Below are 17,732 nucleotides of genomic sequence, written 5' to 3' on the forward strand. Positions count from 1 at the left end.
TGGAAGCCTGTGCACTGGTTTAGTTCAAAAAACGGAATTCGGCCGAAGCCAAGATCCCCTGACAAAGTGCAGTCAACTTTTTCAGTGCCGCACCACTATCACGTCGCCAGCGGCCGGTCGGGACTTCAAATTGTTCGTAAAAATCACGAGCAGCCGAAATTTCTGCGTCTGTCGCGTCACGACCGTAAGCTCGCAAAAACGCGCCGCGAACCTGATCACCGACGTTCTTGTGTTCCTCCATCAGACGCTTGGCGAACAGCTCACTTTGCCGGATCACGAACTCGTTATTCAGAAAGTACAGCCCCTGATCTGGAGTGTTGGAGGCTTCCCGCTTGCCCACGATCATGGTGGATTCAGCAAAGTCGAACACCTCCAACGATCTCGCGATGTTGTCACGAACGACCGGAAGGTACACGCTTCGATAGTTGACTGGCTGGTCGAGGGTCGTGATCGCGCCACCGGCTCGATTGACCGCCCTCTCTGTCATGCTTGCCATCATGTTTTGCATTCGGCCACCACGGCGTGCAGAGCCACGCCGACTACTCATGCTGTTCATTGCAGAACCAGAATTGGATTTGTCGGCGACCGAAAAAATTGTTCCATCGCGAACCAGGCCTTCACCGGCAGTCCCCGCCAATGAGCTGTAAGGACGTTGTTTGTCCAGTTCGCCGCTGACAGCCAGAATCGAATCACGCAGCGCTTCGGCTTCCAAACGACGCGGCTCAAATCGCCACAGCAACTCATTCGTCGGGTCGACGTGAAAGGCTGATGAATTGAATTGGCTGGACGTTCTGTAAATGTGCGACGTTGCGATTTCGCGGACCAGAGTTTTCACACTCCAGCCCTCTTCAACAAACCTGACCGCCAGCCAATCGAGCAATTCCGGATGCGTCGGCGCCTGACCGGTTGCGCCAAAGTTCTCCGGAGTCCGTACGATCGCTTGCCCCATCATGTGCTGCCAAATTCGGTTCACCATCACGCGAGCCGTCAGCGGATTGTCTGCACTGCCCATCCAGCGAGCCAACTCAAGACGACCGCTCGATTTCGGATTCAACTCAATCGGCTCCTCACAGAGGACTTGAGGAAAGCCACGGTCGACGACCTGTCCGGGCTGATCAAATTCGCCACGGCCAAGCAATCGCGTAACGACCGGCGTTTTGACTTTCTGAACTCCCATCGCGTAGGTCAACGGGTTTCCATTGGCATCATACGAATCAAGTTTCGCTTTCAACGCAGCCGACCGCGACGACGCACGAGCAACGCTGATAAAAGCCTGTTGCTGGTTATTGCCAGACGAACCGTTGCGACGCATCTGTTGCCGCGCCCGAGTGGCTTCACGAAACTCCGTCTGCGCCTCGGCCAGTTGATCTTTCAATTCCTGCAACTCTTTTCGCGAAAGCTTTTTGTCTTTCATTTTCGGATCGTCGATCGGCAACATGATCAAATTGCTTGGCCGTCGATTCTGCAGCGTGTCGATCGTGCCGTAGTGGGTCGAAGTATTCTCGAAAATCCCCGACATTGCGTAGTAGTCCGACTGCGGAATCGGATCAAACTTGTGGTCGTGGCAGCGGGCACAGGCGACTGACACACCAAGCACTGCACGGGAGGTGACGTCGACCTGCTCGTCGATCAGGTCCAGTCGGAATTGTCGGCCGTTCTGTTCGGCAAGCGTCTTTGGTCCGATCGCCAGAAAGCCCGTCGCAATGATGTTGTCCGCCCATTGCTCATCGTTTTTCGCTGGCAACAGGTCGCCCGCGATTTGCTCCTGCACAAACTGATCGTACGGCTTGTCTTCGTTGAACGAGTCAATCACATAGTCGCGATACCGCCAGGCATTGGGAAACGTCAGGTTGACCTCCCGACCGGTTGATTCACCGTAGCGTGCAACGTCCAGCCAGTGACGCCCCCATCGCTCGCCAAACTGATCGCTGTCGAGCAACTGATCGACGACTTTCCCGACCGCAGCCTCGGGATCGCGTTTGAAATTTTTCCGGAACCAGTCCACCTGCTGAGGAGTAGGCGGCAATCCAATCAGCCCGTAGGTCAAACGACGCAAAACCGTTTCCGCATCCGCATCATCGGCGGGCTGAAGCTCACTCGATTCGAGTTTCGCGAGCACGAACTGATCGATTTCACTATGAGCCCACGACTCGTTCTGCACCCGAGGAACAGATGGCTTGGTCGGTTTCTTAAAGGCCCAAAACTCGCGGCCTTTTTCCACGTCCGCGTCCGTGATTTCTGATTTGATATCGGCGACTTTCATCACTCTCGGATCGGGTGCTCCCATCTCGATCCACGTGCGAAAATCCGCGATGACTTTTTCGGAAAGCATTTTTCCTGGCGGCATGTTGTAGTCTTCGTGATTGATCGACCCCCACAGCAGACTTTCGTCAAGCTCACCGGGTACGATCGCCGGACCACTGTCTCCGCCGAGCAGTAGAGCCTCTTTGGTGTCCACCATCAGGCCGCCTTTGGTCGCGCCCGTTTTAGCGCTATGGCAGCCGTAGCATTCCTTGACCAACACCGGTCGAATCTTTACTTCGAAGAAATTGAGCTGTTCGCGTGAAAGCTCTTCCTGGCCGATGGCAGCCTGGGATGCGGCCATGAGCGTGGCGATGATCAGAAGGGGAAGCACGTGCTTGTTCATGTCTTCAACCGATTGCTAATGTGGAACTTCAGTCTCCGCGGCCTGGCGTGCCGCAGCGAATTTCAAAATAAAAAGCCGCCCGCCCGGCGAGGTAGGGCAGGGCGACCAAAAAGTAATTGCTACGATTAGCGAACGATCGTTCAGGCTCCTTCGTCATCCATCGGAGGACGCGACGGCTTGACTGGCTTGGTCGCGTTTTCGTCGGCTGACTTGTTGCGGCCAACCTGTCCGCCCTTGCCGCCCTTGCCGCGCATTCCGCCCTGTTTCATCTTTTCGAAAGCGGATTTGAGTTCGTCAGCAGTGATGGTGCCGCTTGAATCCGCGTCCAGTCGGTCGAAACGCTGCTTCAATCTTTCGGGAGCTTCGTCCAGCGAAATCGAGCCATCGTTGTTGGCGTCGGATCGTTCGATCATTGCTGCAGGATCCATCATCTGTCCTCGGCGCTGTTGGTTTCCTTTGCCAGCTCCGTCCTTGCCCTTGCCGCCACGTCTTCCTTTTCCAGCACCCTCTTTACCTTTGCCGCCACGTCTTCCTTTGCCAGCGCCCTCTTTGCCTTTAGCGCCCTCGCCTCGATTCGCAAACGAAGCCTGAAACTCGTCTTTGGAAACGGACTCGTCGCCGTTGGAGTCGAGCTTCGCGAAACGATCCTTCAACCGATCAGGTGCTTCGTCCAGAGAAATCGATCCGCTCTTGTCAGCGTCGAGTCGCGTAAACAGCATCTCCATCATTTGGGCACTGCCACGACCTTCGCCTTGGCCACGTCGGCGGCCCTGACCTTGCTGCATTCCTTTACCCTGCTGGGCTCCGCGGCGACCTCGATTTCCACGACGGCCTTTTCCACGCTGGCCTTCGCCGGCCGGATTGTCTTCGAGCTGTTCTGGCACAGGTTTGATGTCAGTTTCAGTATCGTTTTGCTGTGCGTTCGCATCCGCTGCGATCCACATGGACACAGTCGCGATTGCGATGAAGGTGAATGTTCTCATGGGAAATCCTCTATATTGTGAAAAATGGTTGTGTTCAAAGTTGCGGGCCATTCGTCTGCCCATTCTCTTACACGCAACCATTGAAACTTCAGGACAGGGTTTGACAAGAAAATTCAAAAACGCTGTTTTCCCCGAAAATTACTGGCTTTTCATCGAGGCCAACCCAGGACAGGCCATGCGTGTCCAGCATTTTGTTTCGTCACGTGATAGCGATAGCAAGCAGAGATATTTATGACGCAAGAATTGCCCGAACAGTCCGAAATCATCAAGCAGCTTCAAAGCGGTCGCGAAGAAGCCCTGGCGGAGCTGTACTTGCTGGTTCGCGAAAGGCTTCGACGCGTTATCGATTTTCGCCTCGACTATCGGCTGGGCGGACGCGTTTCGCACTCGGATGTATTGCAGGAAACCTATGTCCGCGCGGCTCAGCGGATTGAGAGCTATCTGCAAAAGCCCGACATGCCATTTTTCGTTTGGCTGCGACTCGAGGCCAATCAGCGACTTCAGGAAATTCATCGCTTTCATTTTAGCGCGGAGAAACGTGACATTCGCCGCGAAGTCAAACTTCAGGGCAAACCGAAAGAGCAGGGCAATACTTCGGTGCAATTGGCGGCTCACATCGTCGCACAGATGACTTCTGCCAGCGGACTGTTTCAGAAAGCTCGCCAAATCGAAGCCCTGGAAAAGACTCTGTCTGAGATGAACGAAACCGATCGTGAGGTTATCGCACTACGACACTTCGAAGAACTTTCTAACATCGAGACCGCTAAAGTTCTGGACATCGCGCCCGAAGCCGCAAGCAAACGATACATTCGGGCGCTCAAGCGGTTAAAAGAGATAATGCAACAGCACGCCGCGTTTTAGGGGCTCTGAATTGGGAAAGAACATCAGCAAAGATGAACTGCTGGACAAAATCGTCGAGGACTACACTCGGCGTACGCGCGCTGGCAAGACTCCCGAGATCGCTGTTTACAAACGGAAGTACCCTGATCTGGCTGACGAGATCGATGACTTGCTGTCATCAGTCGCCATGATCGAAGGGCTCAAAGCCGAAACGAAAAGCCGCAGCGACGATGGCAACTCAAAACGCAACGCTGACCTGTCTGGGCTGAAACAGCTTGGCGACTACGTCCTGATTCGCGAAGTCGGCCGTGGCGGCATGGGCGTCGTCTTTGAAGCCGTCCATCAGTCTCTTGGGCGGCGCGTCGCAATCAAGGTCATGCTTGAACAGGAACTGGAAAGCGAAAAACAGATCGCTCGATTTCGCCGAGAAGCTCAAGCCGCCGCGAAGCTGCACCACACAAATATCGTCAGCGTCTTTGGCGTCGGTGAAACCAGAGGCTATCACTATTATGTGATGGAGTATATCGATGGCATCAGTCTCAAGTCCGCAGTTCACTCGCTGACCAGAGTGCGTCATCCCAAAGTCGACTCACAATCGCAGGCGACTTTCGATTCCGAATTGGCGACCGGCGACAACAGCGAACTTTTCGAAGTGGATGAACTCGAAACAGTTTCCGGCGCAGGCACGCAGAACACCCAGGAGATCCTGTTTCCGCAAACTGCGTCGCCGGCGGCAGGGCAGGGCGATCGCAATCGTTATCAATGGGTCGGCAGAATCGGAGCCCAGGTCGCTGACGCGCTTGGCTATTCTCATCAAATGGGGATCCTGCATCGCGACATCAAACCTGCGAACCTGATGCTGGACGACAAAGGCCAGGTTTGGATCACCGATTTCGGATTGGTCAAGCTGTCGGATGACAAACAGATTACGAAAACCGGCGCGATCCTTGGCACGCCGCAATATCTCGCTCCGGAATCGTTAAAGGGACACTACGACCAGCAAAGTGAAACTTACTGCCTGGGGTTGTCATTGTACGAACTGGCAACGCTGAAGCCTGCTTTTGCTCCGGGTTCCCATGCGGAAGTTTTTCACCGAGTGATCCATGACTCGCCCGTCCCACCTCGAAAACTCGATCCGGCAATCCCACGCGATCTTGCAACGATTATCGAGAAAGCCATCAGCAAGGATCCCAAAGATCGCTACAAGAGTGCATTCGCGTTGCGCGATGATTTGCGCGCGTTCCTGGATGACCGACCGATTTCTGCACGGCGTCCTTCCGTTGTCGAACAGGCAATGCGGTGGGCGCGCAAGAATCCTGTCGTTGCATCGCTTGCGGCGCTTTCAGCGCTGCTGGTGTGCGCGACCGCAGTCGTGGCGTCCTCCGCCTGGGCGATGACCAATCAGGCATATTCTGATCTGAAGATCGAATCACGGAAAACGGAAACGGCCAGAGAACTGGCTGTCGAGAACGAGCGGCAGGCCAGCGCGAACGAAAAACGTGCCGTTGCCAACGAACGACTCGCAATTGCAAACTTCAATCGTGCCGAGGCCAACGTCAAGCTGATGGTGGAAACGTTTGATGAGCTCTTCGTTGAGTTTTTGCACAAGGATTCCAAAGACGTTTCAGAGCGATTCGACTTCGATGGCTTCAACGAGCTTGCTGGAATTGAGATTTCGATCGATGAGGGAGACGCCGTTTATCTGAAAAAGATGGCGGACTTCTATGAACGTTTCGCTCGACAGAACGCCGATAACAAAGACCTGCTCAGCAATGCGGCCAAAGGCTGGCGACGCGTCGCGAACATTAATTTTCTGATCGGCGACGATGAAGCCGCAATCACGTCCTACGAAAAAGCCGTATCGTGCTGCCTCGAAATTCTGGAACAGAACCCGGATTCGACAGAAGCATTGCTCAGTCTGGTTTCAACGCGGTCCGAAATGAGCAACGCTGTTCGGCGCAGCAGGCAGTACGTAAAACGGTACTCCCAACCGCTGTCTTTGATCAAAGAAAATCTGAAAGTGATCGAGCAACACGCTGACCGGGATCAACCGCAGGTGCGTTTTGCACTGGCGGAAACACTGACGGCGTTGGCGTCGGCTGAAGTCACGCGTCTGGCTGCCGAGAACGTAGTTGATCTTGATCGACTGGACGACGATCGACGCCCCCAATCGAAGAAGCCTCCAAAGCTCTACGACGAACAGGCCAAGCGTTATGTCGAACGCGCTGTCAAGATTGCTGATGAGCTCATCCAGTCAGATTCGGACAACATTGAATATCGTTTGCTTCTGGGCAAAAGCCATTGCAGCCTCGGTGCGTTGGAAGGAAATTTTGGCGAAGTGGATGCCGCGGCTGAGTCGCTCAACAAGGCCGCTTCGCTGTTTCGGTCTCTGGCGGAGCAACATCCTGAAAGCCCGGACTATCAGTACCAGTTAGCAGTGACACTGATCCTGATGCCAACAGAAAATGCCAACGCTATTTCGCGTTCCCAGATTTTGGAAGTTCAAAAAATCGCAAACTCGCTCGTCCAACGAGTACCGAATCCGGAATACATCCAACTTAAAATCGTCTCCCGATTGAAAATGGCTGACTTTCATCTGGCCAGCAACAAACCGCGGGCGGCGATCGTGGATTTGCAGGAAGCTGCTGATCTTTTGAATTCAAGCGATTTGAAAGGGCCGGCAATGTCTTCGATGATTCGTGCCATTTTTCAAACCGTACACGGGATTGGCAGAAGTCTGCCGCCGAATCAGCGCCGCGAGTTTTACAACGGAATTCGTGCAAAACTCAAGCAACAAATCGACCGTGATTTTCGCTGGGGACGGCGCAGAGGGCAGGGCAGAAAGTAAACTTTTTCCGGCTGAACTGACGACGAGCCTGACTCGCAGCGCGATTGCTGATCTGGAAAAAATTGACCACAATCTCAACGGAAAATGCTTCTTTGGGATAGAACAAAATGAATCAGGCCTGGAACTACGACGAGCTTTGGGATGAAGTTGCTCAGCAATTCCACGGCGGCGCTCACTCCATCCATGGCCCGCGACACTGGAATCGCGTCTTGCAGTTTGGGTTGAAAATTGCAGAAGAAAGCGGAGCCGATTTGATGGTGGTCAAGCTGTTTGCTCTTTTTCATGACAGCCGCCGAGAGAATGATGGCCACGATCCTGAGCACGGATTTCGCGGCGCCGAGTTCGCCAAAGAACTACGTTCTGCCGGAAAGTTTTCACTGGACGATGCGCAGTTCGAGAAACTTCATTATGCCTGCCACTGGCATACCGACCAGCATCACCACGATGACGTCACAATCGGTACCTGCTGGGATGCCGATCGCCTGGATTTGGGGCGAGTTTATATCACTCCAGATCCAAAATTCCTGAACACTGCGGCGGCTAAACGGGCCGCAACAACTGGCCCGGACTCGTTCCTGGATTGAGTATTTGCCAGGATTGGCGTCATTCGACCAGGGCTTACCCGCAAATGGCAGATCGGTCAATCTTACCATTCGAATCGCATTCTAGGCTCTCCTTAGAAGTCGTCAGAAACCCAGACAGGAGAACTTGGGATGCCAATCCGCAATCACCGCAATCGCGATCGCCGCGGCGCAACCGTTGTCGAATATCTTGCGGTGGCTTACCTCATCATTGCGGGAACCGTGTGCCTGTACTCTCTTTTCCAACCGACTCTGCAAAGCAGTTTGAGTCAAGTCGACCATTCGCTCGACGAACACCAGGTCGCCAAAGGCCCGGCAGCAATACTTGCCGAATCATCGCCAGAAAACAGAGAAACGTCTCTGAAGGCGATGCAACAGGATCGTCGAATCTGGTACGTCGCCGTTTTCGCGGTGCTGGGGCTGATTGGAATCGGCATCATGTATTTGCGACTGGCCCAAAAACGGCACAAGGAAAAAGAAACCCTTGGTGCGGCGATGCGAGCCGAACCAGTCAGCGAAAAAAGAATCTCGGCGGCCCTTCAAAAAGTTTTCCGCAAACGCGTCAGCATGAGACGCAGCCTGTCAGACAACTGGAAGGTGCTGTTTGAAGGTAAAGCCAGGGTCAGCGACTTCATGACCGAGAATCTGATTACGATCAGGCCAGACAATACTCCTGGAGAAGCCAGAAGTATTCTGGGCGAAGCTGGCTATCGTCGGATGGTAGTCGTGGACGAATCCAATATTGTCGTCGGTGTTGTCAGCGTCAAAGACCTCGCACGAAAATCCGGTAGACTGGTGAGCGATGTCATGTCCAGGAACCCGATTACGGTCGGAAAAGATCTTCCGATCGGACGCGCCGTTTCAATTTTACTGAAGTCTCGCATCTCCTGTTTGCCAGTCGTCGAAAATGGACGCCTGGCTGGATTGATTACGTCCTCCGATCTGATCATGATGCTGCAATGCGTACTGATGATTCTGGAGGAAGTTCCTTTTCAACAAGCTGCGTCAGAACAACAAGTTGCGTCAGAAGGACTTCCGCTGGCCGAATTGAGCTGTGCCGACAACTCGCGTATGCTCGCGCCCCAGGTTTTCGGATCAGAAACCGAGCCCTTCCAGTCGGCCGGCCTCGATTCCTGAAATCAACGCGAGCCCGATTTCTCGACGCTTGATCATGGCGAATGATTGCACGACCGGTAACAACAGCCGATGACGCACAGAGAGCTACGAGGCGTTACAATACCTGACGCGGCGGTAATCTCACCCCCAGGCATTGTTTGAAAAGTTGATTTTCATGTCGTCAACGCGGCCAAACATGAGCGGCAAGGCGCTCACATTTACCAATCAGTGCCCAGTCTGGTTGCGTCGTTTTGTTTGCTCATAGAGAGGCAGGTATATTCCGTGGGAAAAGTTTTCGAATCCATCACCGAATCTCTCCGCGAGTTTATCGCCAGGCAGAAGATGTTTTTCGTCGCAACAGCACCTATCGCTGCAAACGGACATCTGAACCTGTCCCCGAAAGGACTCAATTCGTTTCTGATCCTCGACGAGCATACCGTGGCGTACGCCGATTTGATTGGCAGCGGCATCGAAACGGTTGCGCACCTAAAAGAGAACGGCCGAATCGTGCTGATGTTCTGTGCGTTTGAAGGCGCACCAAACATCGTTCGATTTCATGGAACCGGCGAAGTCGTCGAACCGGGCGACACAGAGTTTGAAACGTTGTCCGGGATGTTCCCGGAGCTTTCTGGCTTGCGTAGCGTCATTCGCGTTCACTGCACACGGATCTCTGACTCCTGCGGATTCGGCGTTCCGCTTTTCAATTTCCAGGGCAATCGCGATCAACTCGAACGCTGGATCGAAAGTAAATCCATGGAACAACGAGCCGACTATATCCGCGAAAAGAATTCCGCCAGCATCGACGCATTACCCGGGGCAAGGCCTGACTGAATGAGCTCCTTGGTGACCAACATCGTTCAGCGTCGTTTCGCTGGTCACAGCAGGAAATTGCGGTATTCCCCGTGATTCAGAGGGCTCTAACCGAACATAAGAAACATTATCAGACGTTGAATTGACTCGCATTTTCCCGCCCCTGCTTTATTAAACGACTTTCGATGACGTCGCAAGTTCACCAAGACAGACGCGACGATTTGAGTTCCGCTAGAATTGAAAACGTCAGTCAATTGTCTCTCTGTCCGAACACAGAACTGAGGATCCGATTCATGAATTATCGATGGCTCCTGCTTCTCGCGTGTCTGTTGTTGCCGGCATGCGACAATTCAGAAAACACAACGGTTGAATCTGACGAATCAAAACCTAACGCTTCCGCAAGCGACGCAGTGATTTCTGACAGCGAATCTGCAAAGTCGGCTGCGCAAATGGCTTTCGAATCTGCAGACAAGGAATACGCCGAATCCTACGAATCGTTTCTGAAAGAGATTCGAGCTTTGCCTGAATCGGAACAAGCCGCATTTGCATCAAACGCGCCAGAACCCGAAGCCTACGTCGACAGGTTCATGGCGATCGCGGAAGAGCATCCTGATGACCCCGCGGCTTTCGACTCACTATTCTGGATCGCTCGAAGTCGCATTGGGGGCGACGCTGCCAAGCGAGTCTTCAAGATTCTGCTCGAAGATCACATTGAAAATAAAAAACTTGGCGACCTTTGTTTCGGACTGATGTACTCGAAACCTTCTCCGGAAATCGAAGCGCGGATCAAGACGTTGCTGGAAAGGTCGCCTCACGAACAGGTCAAAGCGATGGCGACGTTTGCCTTGGCAAACTACTACGTCAGACTCGACGCCGGTTCGGTCAAGGAATCCGAAATCGAAGCACTCTATAAAAGCCTGATCTCGAACTATTCCGAAATCAAAATGCACGAACAAAGCAATCAAACGTTTGGGCAGATGGCCGAGCGTTCGATTTTCGAGCTGCAAAATCTGAGTGTCGGAAAAATCGCTCCTGACATCGAAGGCGAAGACCTTGACGGCATAACTTTCAAACTGAGCGACTATCGCGGCAAGATTGTGGTCCTGGATTTCTGGGGCGATTGGTGAGGACCATGCCGGGCCATGTACCCACACGAGCGGTCGCTCGCAAAGAAACTTTCTGACAAACCTTTTGCAATTATTGGCGTTAACAGTGACAAAGATCGCGACAGCATTCGCGAGATAGTCAAAGAGAAAAACATTACCTGGCGTAGTTTTTGGAACGGCGCAAATGGCACTCAAGGACCGATTTCATCCGCGTGGAATGTTTCCAGTTGGCCAACAATCTACATCTTGGATGCAGAAGGAAAGATTCGCTTCAAAAACAAACGCGGCTCCGACATGGATAAAGCGCTCACGTTGTTGATGAGAGAAATGGGACATGAAGTTGACCTCACTGTCCACGATGAGAAAGACTGATCCGCAATCGCGGCCGCATCAAGTTCCTGCGACGGCTTAAGTGGACTTCGCCGACGGACGGCCCGCTCATCGATCGATTGAACATGGTGATGCATTTAGTTCCGCGGCAGCTTGCGAGGCATCTCACCGATACAGCCAACGCTGATCTCAAACGCGGTCGGCTCAATCACACGTCCCGCCCAGCCCCATTCCTGGCGGTCGTTGTGATCGTAGCGATGTCCGAACCCCCATCCTCCCTGGCCGAACCGGGTTTCGACCTCCTGCGGAAGATGATTCGCGCACACACCGATGTGTCGTCCACCGAAGAAAACTTCACACGAACCATTCCAACCATTGATGTCTGGATCGCCGCTGGCGAATATTTGATCTTTGGTCATCGGAATCACCACGGACTCGCGAGTATCAACGCGACGAATTCGCAGGTAATTGATATCACTGCGAATCGAATCAAAGCTCAACGCGGAGACCGCACCGTCGTCGGAATCACAATCGTCGCGGCCCCACACCTCCGGATTCTCACCACGGAAAATGACTTGCTCTGAATAGGCAACCAGTCTGGCTCCGTCAAATACCCCGTCTGCAATTTGAGGCAACTGGATTCCATGAATTGAACCCATCGCATACGTCTGGCCCGCTTCCGCAGTCGTATCGATGCCTCGCCCCCATGCATAGATGCAACGTCGCCAGTCAGCAACATCAGCATCGCGAATCTGAAAGTTCTCAACAAGCAAAGTGATTTGACTGTCATCCAGTTCCTTAAGCTGATCAAATCTGAAGATTCCAGCGGCATTGAGCCTTGCCGCAGTTTCAGCGTCGATTCCAGCAAGTCGAGTCAGATCATCCGGATCCATTGGGGTAGACGTGTAGTTGAACCCGAATGATTCGACCATGTGGCGGTCGCCCTCCGCGAGCGTCGGCGAAACCGAACCAGAGAGAATGTCCGGGCTGGACGCTGACTGCGGCGTGACTGCCTGGACCAATCGAGCCGAAGATTCGGCGACGGGATGTACTAACGTATCCACCACGGTTGGTATCGACGCGTTTTTAGCATTGGAGGCAGCGACAGATTCTGGTTTCAAACCGCCCTGCCCTGCTGGAACGGCGACATTTTCTTCAGAACTGCCCTGCGTTTCTGTTGGACGATGAAATTTCGGCGGTCGCAACGCTGACGTCGCTGACGCTTCGTCCACCCGGATTGCGGCGTTTTTCTGTCGGGACACATGATCGCCATCGTGGAATTGTTCGGATGCGGTTCCGTCAGAACCACGTTCATTGACTGAATGAACGTTCGACTGTTTGACTTGGCCTGCTTCGCTTTCGGCCAAACCGGAAAATGGTTCTGACGTCTCCAGAGCATTTCGTGACTCGGTCGCCAAACTCGTCGCCGCGATGCCGCTCAATCCGGTAAGCGAATACCAGCGGATGCCGGGAAGATTCAACTTTTGCTGCAGATTGGTTCGTTGCTGAACGGTCATGTTTCGGAGTTGGCTGTACTGCCAAACTCCAGCTTCGTTGAGCCTTCGCGCATCGTTTGAGTCGACGCCTCCGATTTTGGTCAGGTCGTCGACCAGTTTCGGCTTAGCGGGAAAGACCTGTCCGAATTTTGAACTTTTCGCTTTGCCCTGATTCGAAATTGAATCTGTCGCCCCACCGCGTTTGGCGCTCGATTTGGGAGTCATCAATGCCAACAGCCATGTCAAAAAACAGACTGCGAGAAACAGAATGATCAGCGGATTGATCAACTTGGTGACGATTTCAGGCGACAGAAACTGGTACACGGCGGCTTCAGCGACGGGTTGACCGGAAGCTGCGACCGCAGCTACAAGCTCGACGTCTGCAACGCCCTCGTTCTCGGCGGCCAAGTCACTCTGCTCAGCAGCAGCAACAACTGCGGCCCCGTCATCGACCTCATCATCGACCGTTTGTTCGCTCGTTGCTTCAGGCCGATCGTTCTGATCAACGACTTCGGCGCCCGGTTCGTCGACGGTGACCGTAGCCTCGCTTGATTCCTGTCGCAATGAAGCGGCCGACAGACCTGAGCCAGCGATGAGACTGCAGGACAAAAACACAGCGATATAAAGCAACGTGGTGGCGGACGTTTGCAAATCCTTTGACATAACAGCGGCCTCAAGAAGTTGGAATCAGGGAGTGGCAACTCGGCGTCGAAAAGTTCCGACGCAGCATTTTTACAGTTTGCACGCCGCCGGGCAAACAGATCATTGCCAGCAAGACTCCGTTACTTCTTGATGAACTGCACCGCGTCAACGACAACGTACCCATCAGCGCCCTTGTTGGACACAACCAGTTCAGTTTTCTGTTCCGGTGCGATAACTTTGCAGCTGCCAATCCTGACGAAACCATTAGGTTGATCGGGCTTGATTCGCATATTGACAGTGGCGTCGGCCTGTTCGGAAAAATCGCCGCCGTTGAGCTGCACGGAAACTTTGGTGGCACGATTTTTGTTCGGCGTATAGGCCAGCAAAATGTCGTACTCGCCAGGCTCCAGAGTCGTCGCAAAAATGGCTTTCTTCTCACCATGATCGAGGTTGCCGTCATGATGGTAGCCACTTTCGATGAACGGTCCGACAGCACTGCTCTTTGACCATGCCCCAACAAAGGTCGCTTCGTCGTCGTCGACAACAATGCCATCGAGTTTCGATTTCCGAATTCGGATCATCGCAGAAGATCCTTCTGGAATATCCAACGCCTGCTTGTCGGCCAACAATCGTTCACGCAGTTTGTCGTAAGGCACGTCCTGAACCGACTGATTTGAATCGATCGCAAGCGCGGCTGCAGTTGCTGCGGATTGGCCAAGAACCATAAAGACTGGTTCCATTCTGATCGAGCCGTATGCGATATGAGAAGAAGACAAACAGACGGGAACGAACAGATTTTGAATTTCGTCACGTTTGGGAACGATGGCTTTGTAGCTGATCGCGTAAGCACCGCCAGGCGATTCTTGCACGTCGCCTTCGTTCTGCACAAACCCTTCGGGAGTGACGTACCGTTGGACGTTATGTGAATCCATGTTGTACGAACCGAGGCCAACGCTGTCGTCGGCAATGCGAATGCGGCGACAGTCTTTCTCGGTTTGCACGTAGTCGGAGATCATCCGCCTGCCTTCCCGGACATAAATTTGATACGGCCAGTTCTCGTTGTCGGTGAACTCGTCTGCAGCCAGCCCCCATTTGCTCATGCTGCTCCGAATCGATTCCGGCACACGTTCGTGGTTCGCAAGCGTCCACATCAGCCCTTTTTGATATCGCTCATGCTCAGCAAGAATCTTTTCACGTTCGGCGTAGCTGGCCGCCGGGAAGTCGTAGTTCAAACCGATCGCGTCGGTGCTGAAGGCACAATTGTTGTTCGTATCTGTTTTGCCATTGGGCATCATGTCAGGCTTCAATGGAAACCTCAGGTCACCGGCTTCAAAGTTCCGAAACAGCAACTCAAACTGTGACTCGTCATAGCCATCCGGTTTGGGGAACGGAGTGCTATTGGCTGGCACGTTAGACATACACATGCGGTAACAGTAAGCCTGAAGTCGATTGTCGCCTTCTCCATCTTTTCCCGGCGGATTGTTGTGAACGCCCCAAACCAAACCGCTTGCTGGATCACCTGGCACGACGTACGGGTCGACTTTGGCCGTGAACAGATGGTGTCGCATTCTTGTTTTCTGAACGCCGTTGAGCGTTTCATCGTAGACATCGTTTCCTTCGCGACCGATGGTAAACGACACGCCCGCCGCGGCGAGCAAGTCACCTTCGTAGGTGGCGTCGACAAACATTTTCCCGCGAAAGATCTTGCCAGACGTGGTGCGAAATGAAGTGATGCGGCCGCCAGTTTTACTGACACCCGTTGCTCCGCGATCAAGTCTTTCATTTTTGAAGACAAGAATGCCGTTTTCGGAAACGAAGGACTCAAAAATCGATTCCGCGACTTTGGGTTCAAAAGTCCACATTGCATCAGCGTTCGGACGATAGCGATCGTACTTCGCACGGTCGACGTGGTGCCAGGACGCCGGATTGTTGTAGTGCGTTTGAATCCGCTGATAGAACTCTCGTGAGATGCCGCCGATCGCGTTCTTGTTCCCGCTGTCAGTCCAACCAAGCCCGTTGCTGCTCAGGCCCCCAAGGTGCGATGTCGGCTCGACAATGATCGCGGTCTTGCCCATCCGTCGAGCCTGAACAGCGGCAACAACTCCCGCCGACGTGCCTCCGTAAATGACGACATCCGCGGAGTTCTCCTGTTCGGGTGCAGAGAGAATTGAAAACAGCGCGAGCAGAAGCTTTACCATGGTGGTGGTCCCCATCTATTGGTTAACGCGCGGCCCAAGCAGTCTTCATCGAGAGCCAAAAGCCGCATCAAAACTCGACCAGCATTTTTAACTGGTATTGGATCAAGCAATCAGGCAGGTACGGATTCAGGCAATGCCAGCGGCAAGCATTTCACGTACTTGAGTCAAAACCTGATTCTGGACTTCCTCAAACGAATCGCTCTCGATGAAAGCGCCGGCAGCAGCGCGATGGCCTCCGCCGCCAAACGCCTTGGCGACTTCATTGGCAGCAACGTCGCAGCGACTGCGGAAGCTCATTTTGTAGCCACCACTGACCTGCCCTACCATGATCACGGCGAAAACGGTGCCTTCGATTTCCAACGCGAGATTGATCAGATCTTCGGTGTCGGTTGGATGAGCACCCGTTTTTTCATAGTCATCGGGCTTGATGTACGTGTGTGCCAATCGTCCGTCGAGTTCTGTTTCGATTCGAGCCAGAACTGTTCCGCGAAGTCGAACGCGCCCAACAGTTTCACGTTCATAAAGCTGACCGTAAAGTTTGGCTGGCTGGGCTCCGGCTTCCAGCAATTTGGCAGCCGCCCGAAACGTTCCCGGGTTCACGCTGCCGAATCGGAACCAGCCAGTATCGGTTGCCAGAGCGGCGAGCACCGGTTGAGCAATCGCAGGAGTCATCTCAACTTTAAGATACTCGGCGGCGTCAACAATCATTCGCCCAACCGCTTCTGCAGTCGTGTTCTTGAACAGCTCCGCATCGATATCGTCTTCGCCTTCGTGGTGATCGAAGATGATTTTCTTGTAGCTTGAGTTTCGAATCACATCCGCCATGTCGCCCAGCTGAATCCAGGCACTGGTATCGAGAATGATATGCAAATCGGCATCGGCAAACTCCTCCGCCACGATATCCTTGCCGATGCACTTGATGCGGTCATCGGGGTCGATAAATTTCAGACTCTCGGGTACCTCCTGACCGCAAACGATGCGTACTTTCTTGCCAAGGCTCTCTAACAATCCGGCCATGCCAAGGCAACTACCAAGCGCATCACAGTCCGGACGAATGTGGCTGGTAAGGATGATGTTATTGGACGCTTCAATGACTTCGCTGAATCTTTTCCAGTCAACTTGCATTTTGGTTTCTTTCTTGAACTTCGTGAGCAACTGGCAAACTGAAAATCTCCTGGAACCCGTTTGAGAATACTTCAATGGGTTCGAAGGATCTTTCGAGCGTCAGCAATATCGTTATTAAGTTGTGATTTTAGTTTTTCAGGTGAATCGAATTCACAAATATCACGCAGACGGCTGATAAAATCAACCTCGATCGGCATCCCATAGATCGACTGGTCGAAATCGAGGATGTGAACTTCGACCTTCGACATCCGGTCACCGAAAGTCGGGTTGGGCCCAATGTGGATCGCGGCCCAGTGGCTTTTTCGATCAACGGTTGCCCGTCCAGCATAAACACCGTTGGCAGGAATCAAGGTATCAATCGCGTCGACGTTGGCTGTCGGAAATCCGATCTGCCTGCCACGAGCCGCTCCGTGCGTCACCATGCCGCGAATGCGATATGGCCGAGTCAACATCTCTCTCGCCTTGTCAACGTTTCCGTCGCGGACCAGGTTTCTGATTCTGCTGCTGGAAATGTACTCGCCGCCGTCGATGGATGGATCGAGAATCGTCAGCTCGATATCGTTGTCGCGACAAAGCCCAGCCAGCTTCTCCGGCGTACCCGCCCTGCCCTTTCCAAAGTGAAAGTTCGGACCTTCAACCATTGCGCACGCGTTGACTTTTTGCTTAATAATCTGGTCAAAGAACCCCTGATACGTCAGCGACAACAAGCTCAGATCTGTCGGATAGGCGATGACCGCATCGACGCCAAGTTCCGCCAACAATTTGGCCTTGCGATCGATCCAGGTCAACGGAGGTGGCGCTGCTTCGGGCTTGAGAATCCGAACTGGATGGGGCTCGAAAGTGAAAACGACAGCCATCGCATCGTGTTTGGTGGCCAGCCGTTTCAGTTCGTCTATGACGACGCAATGACCACGATGAACACCGTCGAAGTTTCCGATCGTCAGAGCACTACGGCGATCAGAAATGGGAAAGTCATCAAGTGAGTGATAGAGTTTCATGGGTTCGATTCG

General features: G+C 53.3%; 13 protein-coding genes. 7 read left to right on the forward strand and 6 right to left on the reverse strand.

Annotated features, from left to right (window positions below; translation table 11 throughout):
• Window positions 1-19: 19 nt before the first annotated feature.
• Window positions 20-2,647 carry a PSD1 and planctomycete cytochrome C domain-containing protein gene (locus tag MFFC18_RS20605; protein WP_075083993.1) on the reverse strand — a complete coding sequence of 876 codons (2,628 nt, stop codon included), beginning with the start codon at window positions 2,645-2,647 and terminating at the stop codon, window positions 20-22.
• Window positions 2,648-2,787: 140 nt separating this feature from the next.
• A complete protein-coding gene (locus MFFC18_RS20610) occupies window positions 2,788-3,630 on the reverse strand; it encodes an EF-hand domain-containing protein (RefSeq protein ID WP_162273935.1) in 843 nt (280 codons plus the stop codon).
• A 231-nt stretch (window positions 3,631-3,861) separates the two neighbouring features.
• Between MFFC18_RS20610 and MFFC18_RS20615 the strand changes: the two genes are divergently transcribed.
• From MFFC18_RS20615 to MFFC18_RS20645, 7 genes are all read left to right on the forward strand, one after another.
• Complete coding sequence (locus MFFC18_RS20615) at window positions 3,862-4,491, forward strand: sigma-70 family RNA polymerase sigma factor (RefSeq protein WP_075083990.1); 630 nt, start codon at window positions 3,862-3,864, stop codon at window positions 4,489-4,491.
• 10 nt (window positions 4,492-4,501) lie between these two features.
• The gene (locus MFFC18_RS20620) at window positions 4,502-7,318 is read left to right on the forward strand and encodes a serine/threonine-protein kinase (RefSeq protein ID WP_075083989.1); all 2,817 of its coding nucleotides are present in this window, start codon (window positions 4,502-4,504) and stop codon (window positions 7,316-7,318) included.
• A 107-nt stretch (window positions 7,319-7,425) separates the two neighbouring features.
• Window positions 7,426-7,902: an HD domain-containing protein gene (locus MFFC18_RS20625; protein WP_075083988.1), complete on the forward strand. Its 477-nt coding sequence runs from the start codon at window positions 7,426-7,428 to the stop codon at window positions 7,900-7,902.
• A gap of 129 nt (window positions 7,903-8,031) precedes the next feature.
• Window positions 8,032-9,036, forward strand: coding sequence for a CBS domain-containing protein (locus MFFC18_RS20630; RefSeq protein WP_075083987.1), 1,005 nt, complete (start codon window positions 8,032-8,034; stop codon window positions 9,034-9,036).
• Between the two features lie 261 nt (window positions 9,037-9,297).
• Window positions 9,298-9,846 (forward strand): pyridoxamine 5'-phosphate oxidase family protein, encoded by a 549-nt coding sequence (locus MFFC18_RS20635; RefSeq protein ID WP_075083986.1) that lies wholly within the window; start codon window positions 9,298-9,300, stop codon window positions 9,844-9,846.
• A 272-nt stretch (window positions 9,847-10,118) separates the two neighbouring features.
• Complete coding sequence (locus MFFC18_RS25715) at window positions 10,119-10,952, forward strand: peroxiredoxin family protein (protein ID WP_157665109.1); 834 nt, start codon at window positions 10,119-10,121, stop codon at window positions 10,950-10,952.
• 15 nt (window positions 10,953-10,967) lie between these two features.
• Window positions 10,968-11,303, forward strand: a complete 336-nt coding sequence (locus MFFC18_RS20645; RefSeq protein ID WP_075083984.1) for a TlpA family protein disulfide reductase — start codon at window positions 10,968-10,970, stop codon at window positions 11,301-11,303.
• 95 nt (window positions 11,304-11,398) lie between these two features.
• On the opposite strand, the gene MFFC18_RS20650 is transcribed toward MFFC18_RS20645, so the two are convergent.
• The 4 genes from MFFC18_RS20650 to MFFC18_RS20665 all read right to left on the reverse strand — a co-directional run bounded on the left by MFFC18_RS20650 (window position 11,399) and on the right by MFFC18_RS20665 (window position 17,720).
• On the reverse strand, window positions 11,399-13,420 hold the full coding sequence (locus MFFC18_RS20650) for a hypothetical protein (RefSeq protein ID WP_075083983.1): 2,022 nt from the start codon (window positions 13,418-13,420) through the stop codon (window positions 11,399-11,401).
• Between the two features lie 119 nt (window positions 13,421-13,539).
• Window positions 13,540-15,597 carry an FAD-dependent oxidoreductase gene (locus tag MFFC18_RS20655; protein ID WP_075083982.1) on the reverse strand — a complete coding sequence of 686 codons (2,058 nt, stop codon included), beginning with the start codon at window positions 15,595-15,597 and terminating at the stop codon, window positions 13,540-13,542.
• 126 nt (window positions 15,598-15,723) lie between these two features.
• Window positions 15,724-16,722 carry a DHH family phosphoesterase gene (locus MFFC18_RS20660; RefSeq protein WP_075084148.1) on the reverse strand — a complete coding sequence of 333 codons (999 nt, stop codon included), beginning with the start codon at window positions 16,720-16,722 and terminating at the stop codon, window positions 15,724-15,726.
• A 71-nt stretch (window positions 16,723-16,793) separates the two neighbouring features.
• Window positions 16,794-17,720 (reverse strand): bifunctional riboflavin kinase/FAD synthetase, encoded by a 927-nt coding sequence (locus MFFC18_RS20665; RefSeq protein ID WP_075083981.1) that lies wholly within the window; start codon window positions 17,718-17,720, stop codon window positions 16,794-16,796.
• Between the last annotated feature and the right edge of the window lie 12 nt (window positions 17,721-17,732).

The organism is Mariniblastus fucicola, assembly GCF_008087665.1.
GTDB classification, from domain to species: domain Bacteria; phylum Planctomycetota; class Planctomycetia; order Pirellulales; family Pirellulaceae; genus Mariniblastus; species Mariniblastus fucicola.